Genomic DNA, 23,054 nt, shown 5'->3' on the forward strand with positions numbered 1-23,054 from the left:
CAGACTACCCGCCTTTCCGTCCCAGGCTTATGCTTCGACTACCCGCTTGCAATTGGCAAGTGGGTAACAGCTTAAATAATTTGGAGAAAAAACATGCCATTATGGAAAGTTTATCATCCGGCTGGTGCATATACTGCTCAAGACAAAAAGGATCTATCCGAAAGGGTTACCGGTTTGTATGCAAGCGTTCCCATACCTCAGTTCTACGTGGTCTTCATTTTTGAGGAAATAGCCGAGGACTCCTGCTTTGTGGGCGGTGAGCCGAATAACAACTTTATCCGGTTCAGGGTCGATCACATTGCCAGGACGTTGCCGGGCCCAGTCATCCGTGAATGGTGGGTGAGATCGCTCGATGAGATTATCGCTCCCTTCGTAAAGGACAGAGGTTACGATTGGGAGATTTCTATTGACGAGACGCCTTTCGATCTGTGGTCTCTTCAAGGAGAAATTCCGCCTCCTTTTGAATCTGTAGCCGAGAAGAGATGGGTCAAGGAAAACAAGGCAAGCCCCTATACCCCTGCGGAAAAACTTCCTGTTAACCTGGTGCTTAATCCAGGAATAGCGGATCGTTAGATCAGGATTGGGGCCGTCCCCGGTTGGACGGCCCCAATTTCCATTGAGCTCGACGTTGCGCATGCCGCAAAAGAACACCGCTCATCCTTTTGATCTTTCTGAGAGGAAACGGGGCGTTCACTCCCTTTAAGTCCATGGAGGCAATATGGCTTATCAAACGATCAATCCCGCAACAGGCAAACTGATAAAGACTTATGCGAATATATCCGACCAAGACTTGGAGGCTGCCGTTGCGAACGCACATAAGGCTTTCCGCAACGACTGGCAGTATCGCCGGGTAGCTGAGCGTGCCAGGATAATTTCAACTGCAGCCACCATCCTGCGAAAAAAAAGCGAGGAGTACAGCCACTATCTGACGTTGGAGGTGGGCAAGCTTATCGCTGAGGCGCGGGCAGAGGTCTCCCTTTCTGCCGATATCCTGGATTACTACGCAAAGAAAGCTGAGAATTACCTGAAGCCGCGCATGCTCTCCGAATCTCCCGGTGCTGAACTGCATATCGAGCCGATCGGGGTTCTGATCGGCATCGAGCCGTGGAACTTCCCCTACTACCAGATCGCAAGGGTAGCAGGACCGCAGTTGATGGTAGGGAACGTGCTGCTTCTCAAGCATGCGGAGAGCGTTCCTCAGTCAGCATTGGCTTTTGCTCGCCTCTTCGAGGAAGCTGGCGCACCGCCCGGTGTGTACACGAATATTTTTGCCAGTATTGAACAGATCGGAAGATTGATCGAGGATTCACGCATCCGTGGCGTTACCTTGACTGGCAGCGAACGCGCAGGTGCGGCAGTGGCGGGGCGCGCTGGCCGCAGCCTCAAGAAATCAGTAATGGAACTGGGGGGAAGTGATCCGCTGATCGTGCTTGAAGATGCGCCCATGGAATCCACGCTGGATAATGCTTTGTTCGGTCGGATGTTCAACATGGGGCAGTGTTGCGTCGGTTCAAAACGCCTCATTGTCATTGGCAAGGAGCGAGGAGAGGCTTTCCTGGATGGCTTCGTTCAGCGGCTGGCTTTATTGAAGCCAGGGAATCCCAATGATCCGGCGACGACGTTGGGGCCGCTTGCTTCAAAGAAGGCATTAAATCTTCTCTTGGACCAAATCAAGCTGGCTCGGAAGGAAGGAGGAAAGGTTGTGTACGGCGGGGCAAGGCTTGATCGTCCTGGCTTCTACTTGCAGCCGACAGTACTGGTCGGCATCAGCGAGGAAAACCCAATCTATGCCCAGGAGTTATTTGGTCCGGTTGCCTCCTTCCACGTCGTCGAAAATGAAGATGAAGCTGTTTGCCTGGCAAACGCGACTCCATTCGGTCTTGGGGCCTCGGTGTTTACGGCTGACATCGAACGTGGCCGCAAGGTTGCAGCAAAGATCGACAGCGGTATGGTCTTCATAAATCAGCCAGTATGGACGGCCCCTCAACTTCCCTTCGGTGGTATCAAGAATTCAGGCTTCGGCCGTGAGCTGTCGGAACTTGGCTTTGGTGCATTCGTCAATGAGAAGTTGATCAATGTAGCATCCTCCGGCTCGCCGCCATGGGGAGCATCCTTTGCCGAAACAGGCGGTAGTTCTTCCGCGTGAATCACATTCACTTTCCAGATACGGCAAGTATCCGCGGCGCGCAGACATTTCTATGCTCTGCGTTGCATGGGATTACGCGGCCATCATCCTCACGTTTTCCGCGGTCGAGACGACCGCGGAAAGAGCGATGTCAAACGGCTTCATTCCGGTCAAATGCTCACGTACTGGGGTGGGCTGGCCGATCGACCCCCGCAACCAGTACTACCGGGAGCGCGCGGTAAAACGAAATGGGCTTTCCGTCAGGTTGGATTGAGAGACAGCTGCTTACGGCGAACCCAACCCAAGTGTCTCGCACATCACATATAATCACGCGCCCCCCACGTCGTAAGCATGGGATTGGCCCAGGTCGCTACCTGTGGTCTATCACCAGAATGTCATGTCGATCGGTATTTGTAATAAGCCCGGAAGCGTTCGTGCCGGACTGGACAGAACCGCTTACCAAGTGGAAATGATTGCCGATAAAATCTCCCGCCAACCCGTGCCTGGGCATGGGCATAGGGGAGTGTCTTATCCAGCTGTTACTCTTCGGATCGAATGCTTCAACTGCCGTGTATGTGCCCCAGATATCCCGATGTCGGATCTCGCCACCGGCCACATAAATTTGCCCTCCGTATACCCCCCAGGCCGATGCACTCCGCGGGGTCGGCATCGGGGTCCGCAATTGCCACTGATCCGTTGCCGGGTTGTACTCCTCGACCAAATCAATATTGAATGCGTTGGGGATGAAGACCGATCCTATTCGTCCACCGATGATATAGATACGGTTGTCTACCGCAGCGCCCGCGGCATGATTTCGAGGGGTCGGCATATCTGCGGCCTTTGTCCAACTATTGGCTGCGAGATCGTAGACCTCGTGCGTTCCGACGGCGATGTTCCGCGAGGGGTGAACCCATTCCTCCTTCAGTCCCGCGGGCAGCGTGGCGCCACCAATGACATGGATACGACCATTTATATGTATTGCATTGGCTGAGCCGCGTGCGACAGGGAGTGGCGCAAGCGCACGCCATGCATCGGCCTGCGGGTCATACTCCCACGTATGATTGACCGGAACCCACATGGGCTTGCCTTTCTCCGGCAGAGTGAAGCCCCCAAACATGTAAATACGTCCTTTCACTTCAGCGAGCGCTACGTGATGGAGACCGCGGGGCATGTCGCGCTTGCGCGTCCATATGTCGGTGCCCGGATCGTATTCCATGACCATCCCCATTGCCATCCAGTCCAACCCGAGTCCGCCAAAAACGTATAGTTTCCCGCCTGCCGCGATACCGTATACCTCCTCTGCGCTTTTGGGTATCGGTGCAGCCGATCTCCATTCCTCCGCAAACGCTAAACTGGCAGCTAGACACCATGCGAGTAACGCCCCGGTCATGTTCCATCTGACTTGAATCGTTCTTGTCTTGCTGACACTCATTTGTTTTCCTCCGTAGCAATATAATGACCCACTCCAGCTTTGACGTGGGTCTCAACCGCCCTAAAAACTATTGGGAACTCCAGGACGCGAAGGGGAGCGCTAGTGCAGCAATCAATCCCTCAGAGTGGAATTAATCCTGGTCGAATCATCCCTTGAACTAAAGGGCGTAACCAGCCTTTACCTATGATTGTCTCTTTGAATATAGAACAACGATCGTCAATAACGGGCAGAGTTTTTCTGCGAACGATTTATGTTTCTTGGATGAATGCTTCGGGTTGATTCAGCGCCGGCCATTCGGGCGAGGACGCTAAAAGCTGCAAAACAGTAAAGCGAGGTTTTGCCACCCCTAGCCCCTGGTGTTCGCTGAGCTGAATACGCTGAAACTCATCGATTGCGGACGGGCGACTGAAGATCCTTGTGTCGGTGGCACCCTTCCACTCCGGCTTACCAAGTATTAAAGGATTAGCTAATTGCTGATCCTTTTTTTGTTTTGCGGAGTCGACACCGGGTTAATTTTAGTCATCGCAGGATATTGCCAACGAAGTTCGCCGGCCAATATGATTTGATGAACGGCGTCCGGGTATATTTGCGCGATGCAATTCTCGCTGACGGAGGTAGATAGACAAGCCGTCTCTGATTCAACGGAGCCTTTCGCATGCCCAAAAAAAGTGCTGGCATTCTCCCCTTCCGCAGACGAGCCAATTGTCTCGAGGTGCTGCTTGTCCACCCGGGCGGTCCATTCTGGGCAAAGAAAGATCTCGGGGCATGGTCAATCGCGAAAGGCGAATACGAGGAAAGCGAAGAGCCTTTTCAGGCCGCGTTACGCGAATTTTTTGAAGAAACCGGGCATCGGCCAGCCGGGCCGTTTTTGCCGCTTTCAGAGCGGCAACAGCCTGGAGGCAAGCTTGTCATTGCCTGGGCAGCTGAGTCGGACTGGGATCCCGCAAGTCTGGTTTCGAATACTTTCAGCATGGAGTGGCCAACAGGGTCGGGCCGAATCAAGGAGTTTCCCGAGGTGGATCGCGCCGAATGGTTCGAAATATCGGAAGCCGTGCGCCGGATTCATCCGGGGCAGAAAGGCTTTCTTGTTGAGCTACGCGAAAAGCTGGGCGAAGAGCGCCTTGAGGGCTGAGGCGGTAAACCTTTTACCGGACGTTTTTGTTTACTCAATCTGACGCCATTTATATTCCAAGTTTCGGGCCGCGGCCCACAGAAGCAACCGCGTCTTTGGTTCTCGTCCAGACACGAGCGCGGTTATTCCAGTTGCTTTCGACCCATCTAAAAAACAGCGCACCGCCTAGGATACTCACGCCGAAAGCCAATATTAGCCCGAATGCATTCGCGACAGGGTGAACCGGGAAAAAGTGAAAAAATGTTGCATTGACGACCAGGCACAGGGGGAAGTGGACCAGAAAAATAGAGTAGGAAATTCGTCCCAGAGAAGTTAAAAAGACCGGCACCCGCAAGTTTTCCAGCAAGGAGCCATGTTGTTTCACCAGGCCCAGCATCAGCATCACCGCTCCGGCAACCGCTATCCTGAAACGAAAGTCGACTAATAAAGCCCCTATCACCACGAGAGCCAGCAGCACGAGCCAAAGGTTACGGCGCGGCATGTCGGAGATCCAGTAAATCAGAATTCCGAGACCGAATGACCCGAAAAAATAGAAAGCGGTTTCATCTAGCGATTTATCCCGGTTAAATACGAATAGCGAGGCTAGCGTCAAACCCGTAATCAGAATTAGGCCGCCTGCTTTAAGGTTCGGGTGCCGGTGCTGGATCTGTCGTGATAGCCACAGCAGCATCACTGCACTGACGAACAGCTGGAAATCAATGGCCACGTACCAGATACCGGCGGACAACACCTCCTGATCAAGTAAGTCCTGAAGCAGCAGCGCGTGTGCCAGAAGCTGGAAAGGACCAACCGCGGCGGGGATTGATTCGTGCACCATCCACATTCTTGCAACCGCTGCGCATCCGATTGACAGGATCAGTGCCGCCAGATATGGCACTACCAACCTAAGGTAACGTCGCTTGATGGCCTGAACGGGGTGAGATACGAGCAGTACGCCACCGGGCGCGTGTTTTCCGGCAAATAAAAAGCCCGCAACAACAAAAAAAACGGGGACAGCCATTCTTCCATATTCGTAAACCCCATCGACAAAGCCGGGGAACAGGGGGTATGCGATTTGCGACATGGGGCCGTAGGCGGCCAAATGGTGCGCCACTATCGACAGGCAGGCGATAGCCTTGAGGGCATCCACGAAAGGCATCCTCAAAAGGCTAACGTGCATGGCGTTTATGTTTGCCCGAAGAGATTGACGCAGGGCGGTGGGGATGCCGCTTGCGGAATAAATGCCCAAGCTCCCATGAGCTATAACGACGCATGGTCAACGAAGAGAAACAGGAACAGAACTGCGGCACAGTTATGACTCGGGGTTTTGCCGGATTAATCTTCTGTCATAACGGCGAAATGATTGTGGAAAACGATAATTCTATTTGAATTTACCTCGCGAAGTGTGCTCCTTCGCCAAAAAATTGGAAGGAACGCTACTGACCGTCTGATCAAGGGTGCAAGCTCCTATTCCGCAAACAATATCTGCGCTTTATCTGTCTGTTGCTCATATTTCTTCGCGGCACGTAGCTCCATGGTGCTATAAGCAATAGGTCTATTACAAATTTCTGTCTTCTGGCGGAAGATGACAATCGGTATAAAAGTGCGCTGCGAGATACAAGAGGCAGAGTGGCTCGGCATACCGATTTGTTTGTATCGCAATTTTCCGAAGGAGAAGAATAATGAACGTAAAATTTAAAGCATTGGTGGCCGCTTTAGCTTTCGGGGGGTCGATTTCCACTGCGTCCGCCGCAGGCGTTATTACCGATGTTACGGTTAACAATGGGGCGGGGGGCACATTTGAGCTTACTAATCTTGGTACCGATCCCAACGTGCTCGATCTTTCCAAAGCCTTTACCAGCCTGGACCAGATCTCGCTGACTTTTACGGTTGGCCACACTAATGGAGGACCGGGGAATCCCTACGTGGTCACAGAGACAATTGCCAACAATACGGGTCAGACCTGGCTCGACTACCACTTCATCATCACCGAACCGACGACGGGAGGTCAAGGAGTCGTTTTTACCAATTTCAACAACTCGACACTGACTGGCTTCGCCCTCGATTCTGCCCCTTCCAGCGGCCCGCGTAACCTCAACTTTACTGGTGAACTGGCGCATCAGGGCGTCGCTACTGCAACGTTTTCACTGAGCCCGTTTGATCCCGGCGCCGGGAACACTGCCACCTTCACACTGACGCAGGTGCCGACGATCCCAGAGCCGGAAACCTACGCGATGCTGCTTGCTGGGCTTGGATTAATGGGGTACATGGCTAAACGCACGAGTAGGAACGAAAAGGCTTAGCTCATCAATGCAGCGTCAGGCCCCGCCGCAATGGCGGGGTTGACGATTATTAGGGTTGAGAATGACGCACGAGTCGGTTTTAACTCCGACAGAGCTGATTTGAATCTCAGCTATCCTGCTCAGTCATCCGGTTTGGCGCTTTTGGCGATTTTTGCGGCGGCCTGCATTCGATTAGTAACATCGAGGACCTTGAAGATATGCCTCAGGTGATTTTTAACCGTGAATACGCTGATATCCAGAATGCTGGCAATCTCAAGATTTGTTTTGCCCATTTTCACCCACTTCATGATTTCTACTTCACGCTTGCTCAAACTTGGGTTTTCGCTTCCGCTCAGTTGATCTGAAAGCAGGGGTTGATCGGGTTGGGGCTGAGGGCTCGTAAGCGGTGTAACTCGGCAAAACGCCATATCCAGGTAAGGCAGCAGGATTTGCACGGCGCCAAGCGATTCATGCAGCTTTCTTTCTGAGCTGAAAATCACATAAATGCAGTCGTGGCGCGATCGTTCGTTGATAAGGCCGTGTACCAGCAAAGAACGCATGGCTTGCAATGCCTTACCCAGGGAACACTGAAGACCATCCCCTTCCAACAGGAAACCGGATTCGCCGACACCGAGCGTGTAGGGGGACTTCCCAAGTTCTACCCAGCGGTTAAACAACCCCTGCAGCAGAGGCAACAGCGCTTGCGGGGTTGAGTGCTCGGTTCTGACCCCGGGCAATGCTGAGACAATGTCGTAGGAAATCCGGTTAGCCGCGAAATCACCCCATGCGGCGATCAGGATTTCGTGCGGCAAATAGTATTGGATTTCTCCCTGAAGCCACGCGAGCAATTCGTTGTGTCGGCGAATGCTGTTCGCTTCGGTAATGATGTGATAGTAACGGTCAAGATTTTCGGGGGATAAGGTAGAGAGATCCATGTTTATAGGTCACGCTTTATATGGCTAGCGTTCTGGCAATATAAAGCGCGGAACTTCAATTGCCGGTGAACGTAAGTGCACGAATTATTCTTATAAAAGACCTGTGGTCATCGGGGTTCGTGCCTAAGATCTGCTAGTCAGGGCCCTACCAGCCTACCCTAACAAGCAACTTTTGTTCCATGTTTTAATATGGTTAAAATTCAACAAACTACGTGGTTTTTTGCTTTGTTTTTCGGGATTGTGTCAACAAACGCGACACGGATGACGTTGAGGTTGGAAATTTCCAGGTTTAAAATGGGCGTGGCGCTCGGCGTGAGCATGGTTTGGCTGGGCAGGCGAAAGATACAAAAAGCTTGTAAATTTTTCTTCAAAGCAGAAACTCTTCCAACCGATGGTATTCAAAAGCTTGTAATACTATAATCAGCGAATTTTGAAATTCTTGACCGGTTGACCAAATTGTCGTCCATGCAGTTATTCGCCTTCGGCATTAACCATCAGACCGCGCCACTGGATGTGCGCGAGCAGGTTTCGTTTCCGGCGGATAAAACCGAGCATGCTTTGCGTGATCTTGTCGGGCATCATCCGGTGAGAGAAGCTGCAATTGTTTCCACCTGTAATCGTACCGAGGTGTATTGCAGTACTGAGAAGCCGGAGGAGGCCACGCACTGGCTGGCCGACTTTCATCAGATGAAGGCTCGCGACCTGGAGCCGTATCTTTACAAGTTGCCGCGCGAAAAAGCGGTAAAGCACGCCTTTCGCGTGGCGAGCGGGCTTGATTCGATGGTGCTGGGTGAGCCGCAGATACTGGGGCAATTGAAGAGCGCCGTTAAATCGGCTGAACACGCCGGTACCCTCGGCATGATGCTGCACAAGTTATTTCAGCGCACTTTCTTCGTCGCCAAGGAGGTTCGCAGCTCCACCGAGATTGGCGCTAATTCGGTTTCGATGGCCGCGGCTGCCGCCCGGTTGGCGGAACGGATTTTTGGAGATATCGCAGAGCAGCGGGTGTTATTTATCGGTGCAGGCGAGATGATCGAGCTATGTGCCAGTCATTTCGCCGCGCGTCATCCCAAGCGCGTCACCGTCGCAAACCGCACCGCAGAGCGTGCGCAGTCCCTGGCCAGTCGTTTTAACGCGAACGTAATTACACTCAACGAGTTGCCTGAACAGCTCGCGCTGCATGATATCGTCGTGACATGCACCGCCAGCACGCTTCCCATACTCGGTAAGGGCATGCTTGAGCGCGCAATCAAGACACGAAAGCATCGTCCGATCTTCGTGGTGGACTTGGCTGTTCCGCGGGATGTCGAGCCCGAGGTCGCCGAACTGGATGATGTGTTTCTCTATTCAGTGGATGATCTTGGCGAGATCGTCAAGGAAGGGCTGGATTCCCGTCAGGGAGCGGTGGCGCAGGCCGAGGCGATAATTGACACCAATGTGGTCAATTTCATGCACTGGCTGGAGTCGCGCGAAGTTGTTCCCACCATACGAGCGCTACGCGACCAGGCTGAGCGGTATCGGCGCCATGAGTTGGACCGGGCCAAGAAACTTTTGGCAAAAGGCGAAGACCCGCAAAAAATCCTCGAATCGCTGAGTAACGGCTTGACGAACAAGTTCCTGCATATCCCTTCCTACGCGCTCAACCACGCAGTGGCAGACGAGCGTGACGATCTGGTCGAGCTGATCAACCGACTGTACCATCTCCACCGCCCAGAATGAACAAAAGCATTGCCGCCAAGCTCACGCAGCTCAGCGTGCGCTTGGAAGAATTGAATCGTCTGCTTAGTAGCGAAAGCATTACGGCGAATCTTGATAACTACCGCAAGTTGACGCGTGAACGCGCGGAGATAGCGCCGGTGGTTGAGCTTTACAACGCGTATCTGCAAAGCGAACGTGATATCCATACCGCGCAGGAAATGAGCTCGGATGCGGAAATGCGTGATTTCGCGGATGCCGAGATTCGCGACTCCAGGGAGAAATTGGTGCGATTCAGTGCTGAATTGCAGAAGCAATTGCTTCCGAAGGACCCTAATGACGAGCGCAACATTTTCCTCGAAATTCGCGCCGGTACTGGCGGTGACGAGTCCGCGCTATTTGCGGGCGACCTGTTCCGCATGTATGCGCGTTTTGCCGAACGTCAGCGCTGGCAGATCGAAATAATATCCCAAAGCGCTTCCGAGGCAGGCGGCTACAAGGAAATCATTGCGAAAATCATCGGGCAAGGGGCGTATTCAAAGCTCAAGTTCGAATCGGGTGGTCACAGGGTTCAGCGGGTACCTGCCACTGAGACGCAGGGACGCATTCATACCTCCGCCTGTACCGTTGCGGTGATGCCTGAGGCGGACGAGATAATGGATGTGGTTCTGAACCCGGCCGAGCTGAGGATTGATACGTACCGCGCCTCCGGCGCCGGCGGGCAGCACATCAACAAGACTGATTCCGCCGTTCGCATCACGCATTTGCCCACCGGGATCGTGGTCGAGTGCCAGGATGGACGCTCGCAGCATAAAAACAAGGCACAGGCAATGAGCGTCCTCGCGGCTCGCATCCGTGACAAGCAGACGCAGGAGCAGCAAAGCAAACAGGCTGCCACGCGCAAATCTCTAGTGGGCAGTGGCGATCGGTCCGGGCGTATTCGCACCTACAATTTTCCGCAGGGCCGTATAACAGATCACCGTATCAATCTTACGCTCTACAAGATCGAGCAAGTCATGGATGGGGACTTGAATGAGCTTTGCTCTGCGTTGATGTCCGAGCATCAAGCGGAGCAATTAGCGGCAATGGCGGAGTGAAGTAACACCTTCTTGCAGATCACTATTCGCGAAGCGCTAGATCAGGCGCGCAGGGACATCGACGACATCGATGCGTGGATGCTGTTGCAGCACGTGCTGGACGTTGGCCATGCGTATCTCATTGCCCACCCCGCCCGGCAGCTCACAGCGAGGCAAGCACAAAGCTTTCGCCTGTTGGTCGCGCGGCGCGTGCTTGGGGAACCGGTAGCCTATCTGATCGGCAAACGCGAATTTTATAGCCTGAGTTTTACCGTAACCCCGGCAGTGCTCATCCCCCGCCCTGAAACAGAATTACTGGTTGACCTGTCCCTGGAGCGGATTCCCATCGACTTTTCCTGCCGGGTTCTTGATCTGGGAACCGGCAGCGGCGCTGTTGCCTTGGCGATAGCCAAACATCGGCCCCTTGCATGTATCACCGCGGTGGACATTTCCGCCGATGCCGTTGCTATTGCGAAAATCAACGCCGCTCAGCTCAACGCCAGGAATGTGCGCATTTTTGAGGGAGACTGGTTCCGCGAGCTTGGCGAAGAACGGTTCGATCTCATCGTTTCCAATCCGCCCTACGTCGCACAAGGCGATCCTCATCTCGGCCAGGGTGATTTGCGGTATGAGCCGGACAGCGCGCTGGCGGCAGGTCGCGGTGGCCTTGAGTGCATTGAATCCATTGTCGCCTGCGCTCCCGCTCACCTGGCCCGGAAAGGCGTGCTGTTGCTCGAACATGGCTACGATCAGGCGCAAGCTTGCAGGGAGCTGTTGAGCAAGGCTGGATTGGGTGGAGTGTTCTCTCTTCCCGATTTCGCCGGCATACCGCGTGTCAGCGGTGGCTGTTTGGAAGTTTAACGAAATAAGCTGTTAAAATTACAATTTAAAAGGTATCTTCAGCATGGTGGCAGTTTTCCTTAAGGCCGTTTGATTTCCTCCTATAAGCCGATTTGCCATTTATTCAACTTTAAAGAAGAAGGAGCCAGAAATGAATACCCAGGAAAAGATCAAAGAGCAGGTAACTACGCATCCGGTAGTGCTCTACATGAAAGGCACGCCGACCGCCCCCCAGTGCGGCTTCTCCGCCCATGCGGTCAAGGTTCTTAACGCCTGCGGGGTGAGCAATCTTTTTGCGGTGGATGTGCTTGCCGAACCGGAGATACGGCAAGGCATCAAAGACTATTCAAATTGGCCGACTATCCCGCAGCTGTACATCAATGGCGAGTTTGTCGGCGGATCGGATATCGTTAGCGAGATGTACCAGAGCGGTGAACTGCAGAAGATACTTCAGGGTAAGACCAGTTAGGCTTTAGGCGGTGTCGAGGTTGAACTGCGAGGGTTAACTGATAAGCGGCCGATGAGCCTTGTATCGGCCGGCTGATTTCTGCAACCTGTGCTGGATAGATCGTTGCTACGGACTCATCGCTGCCGCGATCGCCCAGTAACGTAAGAATTTACCTGCGGCCATGAACGCCATCGCGGAGATCCAGTTAACGCGGATCCACCCCGCCGCGACACATAGCAGATCGCCGATGAGCGGCACCCACGACAGCAGCAATATCGGGCTGCCGTATTTGCGCACCCAGAACAGGCCGCGCATATTCCCCTTGGCCTTTTGCATAAGCGCTTTTTCGTCGGGTAAAAAGCGCCCGATAGCATACGAACTCATTCCACCCAAAGTGTTGCCGACGGAGGCGACGGCCAAAGCCGGCCAGTAAAGCTGCGGATAAGCTGTCAATACGCCGAATAGTACCGCCTCCGAACCGCCGGGCAGCAACGTGGCCGCGAGAAAGCTGCTGGTAAATAGCGCCAGCAGACTCGATTGCTCATCCATAACAATTTTTGAAAAAAAACCGCAGTGTAGCCGCTAATGCGTTTTAAGTGGATGGAGCAAATCATTTAAGTGGATGGAGCAATCATCTTGAAATGGCCGCTCGATCACGCCTCGCGACTTGATTTCAAAATTTGACTTCACGACATTATTTGGCGATGATACGCCGACCGACCACCCCATCTCTGTTCAAGAGGAAAAACCATGACAAACAACGTATCTCTTAAGCATAAGATCGATTCCATCATCACCGCCAAACACCTGCTCAAGCATCCTTTTTACGTGGCTTGGACAGAAGGAAAGCTCACTAAAGAGCAGTTGCGCAGGTATGCCGAACAATATTTCCATAATGTGCTCGCCGAGCCGACTTACTTGAGCGCAGTACATTTTAATACACCGCATTTTCACAGCGAGACCAATAGCGGCGACATCAGCGTAAGGCAGGAAGTGCTCAAGAACCTGATCAGCGAAGAGCACGGCGAGAAAAACCACCCCGCGCTATGGAAGAATTTTGCCTTGGCCCTAGGTTCCACGGATAAGGCCTTGGCAAAGGCAGCAGCTCTGCCGGGGACAGCCAGGCTCGTGGATACATTTCGCGACATCTGCTTGAACGAACCCTTTTACGCAGGTCTGGCCGCCCTGCATGCGTTTGAATCCCAGGTTCCGTCCATTGCCGCGGTCAAGATCGACGGGCTGGCAAGGTTTTATGGCATGAGCGATCCGGCTAGCTATGAGTTCTTTTCGGTACACCAGGAAGCGGACGTATATCATTCGCAAGCTGAGTGGGAGTTGATTGACCGCTTTGTCGATACTCCGGAGAAAGAGGCTGAGGTGCTGGCTGCGACCGCCCGGGCATGTGACGCGCTATGGGGTTTTCTGGATGGCGTGTACGAAAATTACTGTGCAGACCTCGCCTGCGAGGATAAGGCCGCGGTTACACTACACTGAGCCTCCACTGAGTCTTGCGCTGAGAAGCTTCTGACCAGGTCCGCTGTCGCCCTGCAATAACTTGGCGAAATAGTTGCGGGGTTGTGGTTACAAGCCTTCTCTCCTGATTCCTGTCTCTGGTGAGCAGACGCGACCGCGTTGCTCACCAGAAGATTTCTCCTTTTACTCATTCACTTGTCGTCTGATTTAGTCCAACGGGAAGATTCCTTCCAGCGTGGCGAAACACGTGTTCCTTGCAGTAGCCAGAAAATCTCGGAGATAAGGGCGGGAAGCAGTTTCGGTAAGGGTCGATGCGTAGAGGTCGCTCCACAGTCCGTGCGCGCCGATGCGGCGGGCAATCACGTAGTCATGATCGACGTAATTCTGTATTCCCCAACTGGGCAGTGCTGCAATCCCGCGGCGGCTGGCTACAAGCTGGAGGATGGCGACGGTCAGTTCTGCAGTGCGTCGCTGAGGATGGATGCCGGCGGGTTTCAGTACGTTGAGGATCAGATCGATACGGTCTTCCGGAACCGGGTAGGTAATGAGTGTCAGGTCGGCAAAATCAGGAGCCTGTAATATTCGTTTCCCGCGTAGGGGATGGTCCGGCGCAAGCACTGCAAGAATCTCGAAACGGAACAAGGGGTGGTGTACCACGCCCCGTTTCCGCTTGTGTTCCGATCCTATTACGACGTCCGCCCCTCCTTCCTCCAGGAGTTTGACGGGGTCGCTGTGGAAGCCGGAGACGAGATCGAGTTCCACATCCGGCCAGTTCTGGCGGAACACATCCATCAGCGGCATCAGCCAATCGAAACAAGTGTGGCATTCCAGCGCTATGCGCAGGCTTCCCGATGCCTGCTGGGACAGTTTGGCAAGACTGCGTTCGGTCGCCCGGATTTCTTCCAGTACTTTACCAGCCAACGCAACCAGCTGTTTTCCGGCATCGGTGAGCTCGACGGATTGTCCCTGGCGCCGCACGATCGGTAGCCCATAGTGGTCCTGCAATGCTTTGATCTGATGTGATAACGCTGACTGGGTCAGGTGTACGCGTTTTGCCGCGCTCGACACGCTCCCGGTTTCATGAAGTGCCGAGAGTGTACGAAGATGCCGTAGTTCAAGCGTGGAGACTGACATGGGTATAAATTATTTACGGGTTACGTATGAATTGTATTCATCAATATTATATAGCGTTTCATTTGATTCATAGGTTAGTCTGTCACACAATCTGTTCTCATTGCAACCGAGTCTGCACCAGAGCAATCAAGGAGAGCATTGATGGCACTGACACATAACCTGGGTTTTCCGCGAATCGGCGCCCGGCGTGAGTTGAAACAAGCGCTTGAAGCCTATTGGCGCGCGGATATTAGCGACGAAAAGCTTAATGCCACAGCGGCCGAGTTACGGCAGAGGCATTGGACTCTGCAGCGAGACCTCGGCATCGACCTGATTCCGGCTGGAGATTTCGCACTGTACGACCAGATGTTGAACATGACAGCACTGCTCGGCGCGGTCCCCGCAAGGTTTAACGCGCAGCAGGACGAAATCGGGCTGGAATTGTATTTTGCCATGGCGCGCGGAACCGCGACTCAGCCAGCCATGGAGATGACCAAGTGGTTCGATACCAATTATCACTACATCGTGCCGGAATTCGATGCGGACGCTCGATTCCGTGTTGCGTCGCCGCAGCTCTTCAAAGAAGTGGCTGAGGCACAGGCGCTCGGCATTTCTCCGAAAGCAGTGCTGATCGGCCCGTTGACATATTTGTACCTAGGCAAGGAGAGCACGCCGGGTTTCAGTCGCCTGGATTTGTTACCGCAACTGTTGCCGGTCTATCGCGACATTCTTGGCCAGCTTGCATCACTTGGCGTGGAATGGGTGCAGATTGACGAGCCGCTGCTAGCGCTCGATTTGGGAGAGGAATGGCTGCGCGGTCTGGACCAGGCCTATACCGCCCTGGCCGAGCCCAGGCTGACCAAGCTGCTGTTAACCACTTATTTCGAAGCAGTGGACAAGCATGCCAACCGCCTCAAGGAATTGCCGGTGGACGGCTTGCATATCGATTTGTGCCGTGCGCCCGACCAGCTTGAAACTTTTCTCGACCACTACCCTGTCGGGAAGGTGCTCTCACTGGGCATCGTAGATGGACGCAACATATGGCGTTCTGATCTCGCCCGGTCATTCTCGATGTTGTCACGTGTTCAAGCTATCCTTGGCGAAAGGTTATGGATTGCGCCGAGTTGCTCTCTCCAGCATTGCCCGGTTGATCTCGAGCTGGAGACGAGGCTGGATGGGGAGATCAAGAACTGGCTGGCATTCGCGGTGCAGAAGCTGCATGAGGTATCGGCCCTCGGACGCGGCGTGACCCATGGAGAAAGCGCAATATCAGAAATCCTGAGTGCTTCTACCGAGGCAAGTCGGGTACGTGCACAATCAGAACGCATTCACAATCCGGTGGTGCAGGAGCGTTTGCGAAGCTTGACGCGGAAAGAAAACGAACGCGCCAGCCCATTCCCGGTTCGGCAGTCGCGTCAACGGCAGCGCTTTAAACTCCCGCTGTTGCCCACCACAACCATAGGCTCGTTTCCGCAAACGGCCGAAATACGGCAGGCGCGCGCTGCCTTCAAAAAAGGCGAGCTTGGCAATTTGCAGTATCTCCAGGCGATGCGTGACGAGATAGCGCTGGCAATAAGAAAGCAGGAAGAAATCGGCCTGGATGTTCTCGTGCATGGAGAGGCCGAGCGCAACGACATGGTGGAATATTTCGGCGAGCAGTTGTGGGGTTATGTTTTTACCGAGAACGGATGGGTGCAGAGTTACGGTTCGCGCTGCGTGAAGCCGCCTATTCTCTACGGGGATATCTACCGTCCCGAGCCGATGACGGTTGACTGGATTCAATACGCGCAAAGCCTGACACCCCGACCGGTCAAAGGCATGTTGACCGGTCCTGTAACGATGCTGATGTGGTCCTTCGTGCGTGATGATCAGCCTCGTGCCGATACTGCGCTCCAGCTGGCGCTTGCCATCCGTGACGAGGTTGCGGATCTGGAGCGAGCCGGCATCGGAATGATCCAGATTGACGAGCCGGCATTTCGCGAGGGCCTGCCGCTAAAAAAACCGGACTGGGATGAGTACTTGCAGTGGGCAGTGCGAGCATTCCGCGTCGCCAGCTCGAGTGTAAGGGACGACACGCAGATACATACCCATATGTGCTACTCCGAGTTCCACGATATCCTGCCCGCCATTGCAGAGATGGATGCCGACGTCATTACAATTGAGACCTCGCGCTCACGCATGGAGTTGCTTAACGCATTCGGTCAGTTCAAGTATCCCAACGAGATCGGACCCGGTGTGTATGACATTCATTCGCCGCGGATTCCCCGGACGGAAGAAATCCTGGAACTGCTGGAAAAGGCGTGCAAAGTGATCGACCCGTCGCAGTTATGGGTTAACCCCGATTGCGGTTTGAAGACGAGAGGCTGGGTGGAAACAGAGGCTGCCCTGTAGCGAATGGTTGAAGCGGCGCGACTGTTGCGTACGCTTAATCTTCCGAAAATTTCAGTGAATTAATCCGCCGGCGCAACAGCCTGGGTCCGGGCAATGGGGTTAGCTTAGGTACTGGATTGCTGGCGAAGTAGATGGGCCAGTCGGGGATGGGCCGTCACCCGGCTGGCTGGAAATTCCGTAGGCGAATGCCCGTGTCAAGGCTTAACTATCAGATTTAGGTGGCTGCTTCGCATGAAGTTTGCAGGGCCTTGACAAGCTCCGTTTCCAAACGAAGCAGTGTTCTCGATTTTTGCAATGCATCTCCCGTCACCAGAAACGTATCTTCAGCGCGTTCTCCCAGGGTGTTGACCCGCGCGCTGTGCACGTTTACGCCAAAGCTGACCAGCACTTGCGCGATACGCGAAAGCAGCCCCGGCTGGTCGCCGGCAACGATCGATAAAATACTGTATTCGCCTTTTTCGTCCAGTTCGATGTCCACTTCGGGGGCAATGGGAAAATGCCTGAGATGTCGGCTCAAGCGCCCTTTGACCGGAGGCTGTAACGGAGCATGCTCGGCCAATTGCTGTGCAAGTTCATGCTCGATGAAATCGACTACGTCGCGGTGACGCTGGGCCATATCGAAAGGGTCGAGCACGAGGAAGCTATCGAGTGCGTAACCGTGGCGGGCGGTATGTATCCTTGCTTCAACGATATTGCAATCGATGCGGTCGAAGAAACTGCAGATACGCGCAAACAGATCCTTTTGATCGGACGCATAGACCAATACCTCAATGCCTGTTCCAGCCGGTGCAATACGGGTCTTCACGAGCGGAGTTAGTGGTTTTGTTTGATGGATCAGGTGGCGCGCATGCCACGCGATTTGCTGGGGCTCGTGCGACAGCAGATAGGCCGGATCCAGTATCCTCCAGAGCTTCTCGTCCCCACTGACAGCAATATTATCGAGTTGCAGCAACTCCATGACCTTGTTCTTCCGGCTGGTCAGCGTCCTGTCGGCATAAGCGGGCTCGCCGCAGAGCTGACGCCGCGCGGCCCGGAACAAATCTTCCAGCAGTTTCGCCTTCCAGGCGTTCCATACTTTTGGACTGGTACCCCGAATATCGGCTACGGTAAGCAGATAAAGCGCGACAAGGCGTCGCTCGTTACCCATGTGCCCGGCAAAATCAGCAATCACGTCCGGATCGGCTATGTCTTTTTTTTGCGCAGTCATTGACATGAAAAGATGGTTTTCGACCAGCCAAATGATCAGGTCAGTATCTTCCGGCGAAAGGGCGTGGTCGTGGCAGAAACGCGCTGCGTCCCTCTTTCCGAGGATCGAATGGTTTCCCTGCCGTCCTTTTGCAATGTCATGGAAGATGCCCCCGATATAGAGCACTTCAGGCCGCTGGAATTCAACAATAAGCCGGCTGCAAAGCGGATATTCATGGGAAAACTCGGGGGAAAGAAACCGGCGCAGGTTTCTCACCACCATGAGAATGTGCTCATCTACCGTATAGACGTGAAACAGGTCGTGCTGCATCTGGCCCACGATACGCCCGAACGCCGGGAGGTAGCGTCCTAGAATGCCGTAGCGATTGAGCAGGCGCAACTCACTCGTCAGCCCGTGCGGTTGACGTAGGATCTCCATGAAATGAGCCCTATTGTGCGGGCTGCGTCGAAATGCCGCGTTGATGAGGGGTGCCGCCTGCCACATTGCTCTCAGCGTGGTCGCACTGCGGGCTTTCAGTTCGGGGTGCTGCTGCAGCAGCAGCACGCTTTCCAGGATCGCGCCTGGCTCCTTGTGGAAAAGATCCTCGTCTCTTGCTTCCAGCCACTCATTTCGCTTCTGGAAACGCTCGTTGATGATGACCGGAACCGCATTCGCGCCGGGAGAAATCCTTGCCTCCAGCGTAAGCAACAGAATCGTGTTGATCTGTGTAACGCCCTGGGCGGCGCGATAATACCGCTGCATCAATATCTCGCTCGCGCGGCGAGGAGGCTTAGCGCCTATGCGAAGCTCATCGGCGAGCGCGGTCTGAAAATCGAACAACAGCCGGTCTTCGCGGCGCCCTGCGAGATAGTGGAGTCGAATACGGAGGTCTTGCAGAAGAGCCTGATGACGTTGGGCAAGACGAGCTTCACGCGGAGTGATCAAGCCTCCTCTAGCCAAATCAGGCCAGGATTTTCCGAACCCTGCAGCCCGGCTGACCCACAGGACGTTTTGCAGATCGCGAAGCCCGCCAGGGCTCTCCTTGATGTTGGGCTCAAGATTATGCGTGGCGTCGTGATAGCGGCCGTGGCGCTGCTCCTGCTCAAGTTGCTTCGCTTGAAAGAAAGCTTCCGGCTCAAGCATGGCCTGCATCGTTTTCGCAAATTCGTCAAACAACGGGCGATGCCCCGACAGCTGCCGGGCTTCGAGCAAGCTGGTTTGCACCGTGATATCCTTGGCAGCCTCCTCGACGCATTGGGCGATGGTGCGGACACTGTGGCCGATTTCCAGTCCGAGATCCCACAATAGTCTAACCCACTGTTCCAGCCGGACCTCGACAGCGCTATCCGCAACGTTGGCGCCGCTACCTTTCTCCGGAAGCAGCACCAGCAGATCGATGTCTGAATATGGAAAAAGCTGCTGCCTGCCATAGCCGCCGACCGCCAGCAGGGCAATTGAGTCCGGGAGTGCCATCTCGCGCCAGACCTGGCGAAGGATATCATCGAGCAGCCGGCTGTGGCCGCGCAGCAGGGCTGCGCCGTTGCCATTGCTGTAATAGCGCTGGCGTAATGACTCGCGGCCTTGCAGCAGCGCCTGCCTGAATGTCTCAGTACTTGTCTCAGTATTGAAACTGCCGGGAGGCGACCCTGCCTCAAGCGGCCCCATGACGGTCAGGAGCGGAATACAGGTTTCTGCGGCGCGCCAGCCGATAAGGTCAGCACTTCATATCCGGTTTCGGTGACCAGCACGGTATGCTCCCATTGTGCCGACAAGCTATGATCCTTCGTAACAATGGTCCAGCCGTCGGCCATCTGGCGTATAGGAGCTTTGCCCGCGTTAATCATCGGCTCAACCGTGAAAATCATGCCGGCTTTAAGTTCCAGCCCGGTTCCGGGACGGCCATAATGGAGCACCTGGGGATCTTCATGAAATTTTGCGCCGATGCCGTGGCCGCAGAACTCTCTCACCACGCTATATCCCTGACTTTCAGCGAAGCGTTGAATTGCATGGCCGACGTCGCCCAGATGTTTCCCCGGTTTGATCTCCTCAATCCCGCGCCACATCGACTCGTAAGTAATTTTACACAAGCGTCTGGCTTGGATACCCGGTTCACCCACGAAAAACATGCGGCTGGTATCGCCATGGTACTGGTCCTTGATGACGGTCACATCGATGTTGACGATGTCGCCCGACTTGAGTTTTTTATCGCCCGGCACCCCATGACAAACTTGATGATTGACCGAGGTGCAAATTGATTTTGGATACGGCGAGTACCCCGGGGGCGCATAATTGAGAGGGGCGGGGATAACGTGCTGAACGTCGACCATGTAGTCGTGGCACAGTTTATCAAGTTCATCAGTTGTGACTCCCGGCTTGACGAACGGGGTGATGTAATCCAGCACCTCCGAGGCAAGCTTCCCCGCCACCCGCATTTTTTCGACTTCCTGCGGGGTCTTTAGAGACACAGTCATAGTGGTTTCCGTAGCAGATAACATAAAAACATATGATGGGGGCTGGAGTATCGCATTGCAATACCCGTTGCTGACCCCAAAGATCACGGGCCCGAACGGGCTTAAGATGATGCAGTCATGGATGCTTACAGGGCGGATATGGAAGCAGACGCAAGCCACGGCACCGGGGCGTCGCGTTCTTTATGCGTCAGGTGGTCGCAGCTTTCATCTCATTTTCTGGTCCGGTCACACTGCACCGTCTCAAGCTTGCTGCCGGGAAACTCCGCTTTTAACGTCTTCATCTTTTCGACAACCTCCTGCGGAGGATCCCGCAGGACAAACTTTATCTGCTCCAGATACCGTTTCCCCATTACCGCCGACCTTACGCCTGTGCGTTTCAGTTCTTCGAGTAAATCGTCCGCCTCGTCCTCGTTAACGAAAAAGCCCATGGAAATGGCGTTGTTCCATTGGCCATTGTCCTGGACGTGGTAATAATTGTTAATCCTGAGTCTGCCAAGCTCTCCCATTTTTCGCACCGCGTGTTCCCTGTTTCTCAGGGGCGGTATGTAGACCCAGTAGCCGCTTCTCTTTCCCACTCCTACGCGCTGTGTCTCGTGGTTCAGTTGCACTCGGGCCATCGCGGCCTCCATCCGTGCATGCTCTACGCTGAGAAAATCCCCCCATTCCAGACAACTCGCAGGACGTGCGGGCTCAGGAGCCGCGGACGCGGAAGCCATGGACTCGGAAGCGGTAGACTCGGGAGGAGCGGACGCAGCACGAGGAGGTTCGGGCGCGGCGGGCCCGGGAGCTAAGGATTCAGGCCGCTCGGACTTTGGGCGAGTCAAAGCAGGAGGAGTGGCCGCGGGTCGCTCGGGCTCGGGACGAGCGGAAGCGGAAAGGGTGGACCCCGCCGGTAGCGCAGACAATGGTTGTATTCTTTCCGGATGGAATTCTGCGGCCAGCTGCACGCGACCGCTGGCCGCGGGACCCCATTGGATATAGGCCGCAAAAATCAGGTTGGCAAACAACAGAAGAAAAAAGAGTATTCTCATTTACAGGCTTAACGATATTTGCGCCAGATTGACGGCCCGATTGTATCTGGAGGGACCGGCGCCGTCATTTATTGTTATTGCATTTCGGCTTGGCTCATCGCGCCAGTTTCCATGAACATGAGTTCCCAGATGTGGCCGTCCGGGTCCTGGAACCCATGCCCATACATAAACCCGTGGTCTTGTGGCTCGTTGTAGGTTGTTCCGCCCGCGGCTACCGCGCAGTTTACCATCTCATCCACTTTCTCCCGGCTTTCACAGGACAAGCAGATGAGCACTTCCGTACTTTGCGTTGCGTCGCAGATCTTTTTCGGGGTAAACAGCTTGAACTTTTCCTCGGTCAGCAGCATAACGAAAATGTCGTGGGCCACGATCATGCAGGTTGCAGTTTGATCGGTAAATTGAGGATCGAACTTAAAGCCGAGTTTGGTGAAGAATTCCACGGATTTGCCGAGATCTTTCACCGGCAGATTCACAAAAATTTTTGTACCCACTCTTTCCTCCTTTAATTTCCATTTAACGGCAGACTAGATGAACCACCGCCCGGTTGTGCCATAAGAGCAAGCACGTCGGTACGCCGTCTTTTCGCGAGCCAATTAAACGGCCTTCCACAAAACGATAGACATGATCAAAACGGTTGATAGTTCAGAAGCTTTCTTGTTGTGAACCCGCCATCGCCCTGATAAAATACAATGTTATTGACATGGTTATCACTTTTCTTCCGGAGCGTCAGGAATGCAAGGCACGAAACTGATTTCGAATATGATGGTATTGGCCGCACTGGCGCTTTCCAATCAGGTTTTTGCGGAAACTTCGCCGGAGGCTGGAAAGATCAAGGGCGACCCGTCTAAAGGTCAGCAAATTGCAACTCAGGTTTGCGCGGCATGCCACAACGCCGACGGTAATAGCCTTATACCCGCAAATCCAAGCTTGGCCGGACAGCATGCCGAGTATATCACCAAGCAATTGAATGATTTCAAGTCCGAGGGCGGGAAGCCGGCGGCGCGGGAAAGCGCGGTAATGAGCGCGATGGTCGCGCCTCTCACCCCCGAGGACATGAAGAATCTTGCTGCTTACTATGCCCAGCAGAAGCCCAAGCCGGGAGCTGCCAAAGACAAAGCCCTGGCTGAACAGGGCGAGAAAGTATACCGGGGGGGCAACCTCGAGACGAGTGTTCCTGCTTGCGCAGGATGCCATTCGCCCAATGGTTCTGGTCTTCCGCCTAACTATCCTCGCCTTGCCGGTCAGCACCAGGACTACACCCTGACGCAACTGCGCGCATTTCGGAAAGAGCTGCGTTCAAACGATGACAACCAGGTGATGCATATGATCACCACGCGCATGAGCGAAAAGGAAATGCAGGCAGTTTCCGAGTTTATCTCGGGCCTGCGCTGAACAGAACCGGCCTCGGGGTAGACAACCGCAGCGGCCCGCTATCGCGGGCCGTT

21 protein-coding genes are annotated in these 23,054 nt (G+C 54.3%); 12 read left to right on the forward strand and 9 right to left on the reverse strand.

What is annotated here, in order from left to right; all coding sequences use genetic code 11:
- The first annotated feature begins 93 nt into the window (after positions 1-93).
- The 3 genes from C8R31_RS07765 to C8R31_RS07775 all read left to right on the forward strand — a co-directional run bounded on the left by C8R31_RS07765 (position 94) and on the right by C8R31_RS07775 (position 2,399).
- Positions 94-573, forward strand: a complete 480-nt coding sequence (locus tag C8R31_RS07765; protein ID WP_107693525.1) for a tautomerase family protein — start codon at positions 94-96, stop codon at positions 571-573.
- 145 nt (positions 574-718) lie between these two features.
- Positions 719-2,146, forward strand: coding sequence for an NAD-dependent succinate-semialdehyde dehydrogenase (locus C8R31_RS07770; RefSeq protein ID WP_107693526.1), 1,428 nt, complete (start codon positions 719-721; stop codon positions 2,144-2,146).
- A 52-nt stretch (positions 2,147-2,198) separates the two neighbouring features.
- On the forward strand, positions 2,199-2,399 hold the full coding sequence (locus tag C8R31_RS07775; protein ID WP_107693527.1) for a hypothetical protein: 201 nt from the start codon (positions 2,199-2,201) through the stop codon (positions 2,397-2,399).
- Between the two features lie 96 nt (positions 2,400-2,495).
- Here C8R31_RS07775 and C8R31_RS07780 read toward each other — a convergent pair whose 3' ends face one another.
- Positions 2,496-3,557, reverse strand: a complete 1,062-nt coding sequence (locus C8R31_RS07780; protein ID WP_107693528.1) for a kelch repeat-containing protein — start codon at positions 3,555-3,557, stop codon at positions 2,496-2,498.
- Positions 3,558-4,212: 655 nt separating this feature from the next.
- On the opposite strand from C8R31_RS07780, the gene C8R31_RS07785 reads away from it, so the two are divergent.
- Positions 4,213-4,689, forward strand: coding sequence for an NUDIX domain-containing protein (locus C8R31_RS07785; protein ID WP_107693529.1), 477 nt, complete (start codon positions 4,213-4,215; stop codon positions 4,687-4,689).
- A gap of 49 nt (positions 4,690-4,738) precedes the next feature.
- Here the strand turns inward: C8R31_RS07785 and C8R31_RS07790 are convergent, their stop codons facing one another.
- Positions 4,739-5,827, reverse strand: a complete 1,089-nt coding sequence (locus tag C8R31_RS07790; protein WP_258192655.1) for an acyltransferase — start codon at positions 5,825-5,827, stop codon at positions 4,739-4,741.
- A gap of 523 nt (positions 5,828-6,350) precedes the next feature.
- On the opposite strand from C8R31_RS07790, the gene C8R31_RS07795 reads away from it, so the two are divergent.
- Positions 6,351-6,971 carry a PEP-CTERM sorting domain-containing protein gene (locus C8R31_RS07795; RefSeq protein WP_107693530.1) on the forward strand — a complete coding sequence of 207 codons (621 nt, stop codon included), beginning with the start codon at positions 6,351-6,353 and terminating at the stop codon, positions 6,969-6,971.
- A 119-nt stretch (positions 6,972-7,090) separates the two neighbouring features.
- On the opposite strand, the gene epsA is transcribed toward C8R31_RS07795, so the two are convergent.
- Positions 7,091-7,885 (reverse strand): XrtB/PEP-CTERM-associated transcriptional regulator EpsA, encoded by a 795-nt coding sequence (gene epsA, locus C8R31_RS07800; protein WP_107693531.1) that lies wholly within the window; start codon positions 7,883-7,885, stop codon positions 7,091-7,093.
- A 465-nt stretch (positions 7,886-8,350) separates the two neighbouring features.
- On the opposite strand from epsA, the gene hemA reads away from it, so the two are divergent.
- The 4 genes from hemA (at position 8,351) to grxD (ending at position 11,965) form a co-directional block, all read left to right on the forward strand.
- Positions 8,351-9,604: a glutamyl-tRNA reductase gene (gene hemA / locus C8R31_RS07810; RefSeq protein ID WP_107693533.1), complete on the forward strand. Its 1,254-nt coding sequence runs from the start codon at positions 8,351-8,353 to the stop codon at positions 9,602-9,604.
- Positions 9,601-10,677: a peptide chain release factor 1 gene (prfA, locus tag C8R31_RS07815; protein WP_107693534.1), complete on the forward strand. Its 1,077-nt coding sequence runs from the start codon at positions 9,601-9,603 to the stop codon at positions 10,675-10,677. Before hemA ends, prfA begins: the two co-directional genes overlap by 4 nt.
- Before the next feature lie 12 nt (positions 10,678-10,689).
- The gene (gene prmC / locus C8R31_RS07820; RefSeq protein WP_219907482.1) at positions 10,690-11,517 is read left to right on the forward strand and encodes a peptide chain release factor N(5)-glutamine methyltransferase; all 828 of its coding nucleotides are present in this window, start codon (positions 10,690-10,692) and stop codon (positions 11,515-11,517) included.
- 130 nt (positions 11,518-11,647) lie between these two features.
- The gene (gene grxD, locus C8R31_RS07825) at positions 11,648-11,965 is read left to right on the forward strand and encodes a Grx4 family monothiol glutaredoxin (protein WP_107693535.1); all 318 of its coding nucleotides are present in this window, start codon (positions 11,648-11,650) and stop codon (positions 11,963-11,965) included.
- Between the two features lie 105 nt (positions 11,966-12,070).
- On the opposite strand, the gene C8R31_RS07830 is transcribed toward grxD, so the two are convergent.
- A complete protein-coding gene (locus tag C8R31_RS07830) occupies positions 12,071-12,493 on the reverse strand; it encodes a YqaA family protein (RefSeq protein WP_107693536.1) in 423 nt (140 codons plus the stop codon).
- 201 nt (positions 12,494-12,694) lie between these two features.
- Between C8R31_RS07830 and C8R31_RS07835 the strand changes: the two genes are divergently transcribed.
- Positions 12,695-13,438, forward strand: coding sequence for a CADD family putative folate metabolism protein (locus C8R31_RS07835; RefSeq protein WP_107693537.1), 744 nt, complete (start codon positions 12,695-12,697; stop codon positions 13,436-13,438).
- A gap of 186 nt (positions 13,439-13,624) precedes the next feature.
- Here the strand turns inward: C8R31_RS07835 and C8R31_RS07840 are convergent, their stop codons facing one another.
- A complete protein-coding gene (locus C8R31_RS07840; protein WP_107693538.1) occupies positions 13,625-14,551 on the reverse strand; it encodes a LysR family transcriptional regulator in 927 nt (308 codons plus the stop codon).
- A 141-nt stretch (positions 14,552-14,692) separates the two neighbouring features.
- On the opposite strand from C8R31_RS07840, the gene metE reads away from it, so the two are divergent.
- Positions 14,693-16,921 (forward strand): 5-methyltetrahydropteroyltriglutamate--homocysteine S-methyltransferase, encoded by a 2,229-nt coding sequence (gene metE, locus C8R31_RS07845; protein WP_107693539.1) that lies wholly within the window; start codon positions 14,693-14,695, stop codon positions 16,919-16,921.
- Between the two features lie 214 nt (positions 16,922-17,135).
- Here the strand turns inward: metE and C8R31_RS07850 are convergent, their stop codons facing one another.
- From C8R31_RS07850 to C8R31_RS07865, 4 genes are all read right to left on the reverse strand, one after another.
- Entirely contained in the window at positions 17,136-19,772 is a 2,637-nt protein-coding gene (locus tag C8R31_RS07850; protein ID WP_107693540.1) for a [protein-PII] uridylyltransferase, read from the reverse strand.
- A gap of 5 nt (positions 19,773-19,777) precedes the next feature.
- Positions 19,778-20,578, reverse strand: coding sequence for a type I methionyl aminopeptidase (gene map / locus C8R31_RS07855; RefSeq protein WP_107693541.1), 801 nt, complete (start codon positions 20,576-20,578; stop codon positions 19,778-19,780).
- Positions 20,579-20,787: 209 nt separating this feature from the next.
- Positions 20,788-21,609, reverse strand: a complete 822-nt coding sequence (locus tag C8R31_RS07860) for an SPOR domain-containing protein (RefSeq protein WP_107693542.1) — start codon at positions 21,607-21,609, stop codon at positions 20,788-20,790.
- Positions 21,610-21,683: 74 nt separating this feature from the next.
- On the reverse strand, positions 21,684-22,100 hold the full coding sequence (locus C8R31_RS07865) for a VOC family protein (RefSeq protein ID WP_107693543.1): 417 nt from the start codon (positions 22,098-22,100) through the stop codon (positions 21,684-21,686).
- Between the two features lie 241 nt (positions 22,101-22,341).
- Here C8R31_RS07865 and C8R31_RS07870 point away from each other — a divergent pair, with 241 nt between their 5' ends.
- Positions 22,342-23,001 carry a cytochrome c gene (locus C8R31_RS07870; RefSeq protein WP_181320509.1) on the forward strand — a complete coding sequence of 220 codons (660 nt, stop codon included), beginning with the start codon at positions 22,342-22,344 and terminating at the stop codon, positions 22,999-23,001.
- The last annotated feature ends 53 nt before the right edge of the window (positions 23,002-23,054 follow it).

Source organism: Nitrosospira sp. Nsp2 (assembly GCF_003050965.1).
Taxonomy (GTDB): domain Bacteria; phylum Pseudomonadota; class Gammaproteobacteria; order Burkholderiales; family Nitrosomonadaceae; genus Nitrosospira.

Coding starts and splice junctions, on each gene's coding strand:
- C8R31_RS07765 (WP_107693525.1), top strand. CDS start 94: ATGCCATTATGGAAAGTTTATCATCCGGCTGGTGCATATACTGCTCAA.
- C8R31_RS07770 (WP_107693526.1), top strand. CDS start 719: ATGGCTTATCAAACGATCAATCCCGCAACAGGCAAACTGATAAAGACT.
- C8R31_RS07775 (WP_107693527.1), top strand. CDS start 2,199: ATGCTCTGCGTTGCATGGGATTACGCGGCCATCATCCTCACGTTTTCC.
- C8R31_RS07780 (WP_107693528.1), bottom strand. CDS start 3,557: ATGAGTGTCAGCAAGACAAGAACGATTCAAGTCAGATGGAACATGACC.
- C8R31_RS07785 (WP_107693529.1), top strand. CDS start 4,213: ATGCCCAAAAAAAGTGCTGGCATTCTCCCCTTCCGCAGACGAGCCAAT.
- C8R31_RS07790 (WP_258192655.1), bottom strand. CDS start 5,827: ATGCCTTTCGTGGATGCCCTCAAGGCTATCGCCTGCCTGTCGATAGTG.
- C8R31_RS07795 (WP_107693530.1), top strand. CDS start 6,351: ATGAACGTAAAATTTAAAGCATTGGTGGCCGCTTTAGCTTTCGGGGGG.
- epsA (WP_107693531.1), bottom strand. CDS start 7,885: ATGGATCTCTCTACCTTATCCCCCGAAAATCTTGACCGTTACTATCAC.
- hemA (WP_107693533.1), top strand. CDS start 8,351: ATGCAGTTATTCGCCTTCGGCATTAACCATCAGACCGCGCCACTGGAT.
- prfA (WP_107693534.1), top strand. CDS start 9,601: ATGAACAAAAGCATTGCCGCCAAGCTCACGCAGCTCAGCGTGCGCTTG.
- grxD (WP_107693535.1), top strand. CDS start 11,648: ATGAATACCCAGGAAAAGATCAAAGAGCAGGTAACTACGCATCCGGTA.
- C8R31_RS07830 (WP_107693536.1), bottom strand. CDS start 12,493: ATGGATGAGCAATCGAGTCTGCTGGCGCTATTTACCAGCAGCTTTCTC.
- C8R31_RS07835 (WP_107693537.1), top strand. CDS start 12,695: ATGACAAACAACGTATCTCTTAAGCATAAGATCGATTCCATCATCACC.
- C8R31_RS07840 (WP_107693538.1), bottom strand. CDS start 14,551: ATGTCAGTCTCCACGCTTGAACTACGGCATCTTCGTACACTCTCGGCA.
- metE (WP_107693539.1), top strand. CDS start 14,693: ATGGCACTGACACATAACCTGGGTTTTCCGCGAATCGGCGCCCGGCGT.
- C8R31_RS07850 (WP_107693540.1), bottom strand. CDS start 19,772: ATGGGGCCGCTTGAGGCAGGGTCGCCTCCCGGCAGTTTCAATACTGAG.
- map (WP_107693541.1), bottom strand. CDS start 20,578: ATGACTGTGTCTCTAAAGACCCCGCAGGAAGTCGAAAAAATGCGGGTG.
- C8R31_RS07860 (WP_107693542.1), bottom strand. CDS start 21,609: ATGAGAATACTCTTTTTTCTTCTGTTGTTTGCCAACCTGATTTTTGCG.
- C8R31_RS07870 (WP_181320509.1), top strand. CDS start 22,342: ATGCAAGGCACGAAACTGATTTCGAATATGATGGTATTGGCCGCACTG.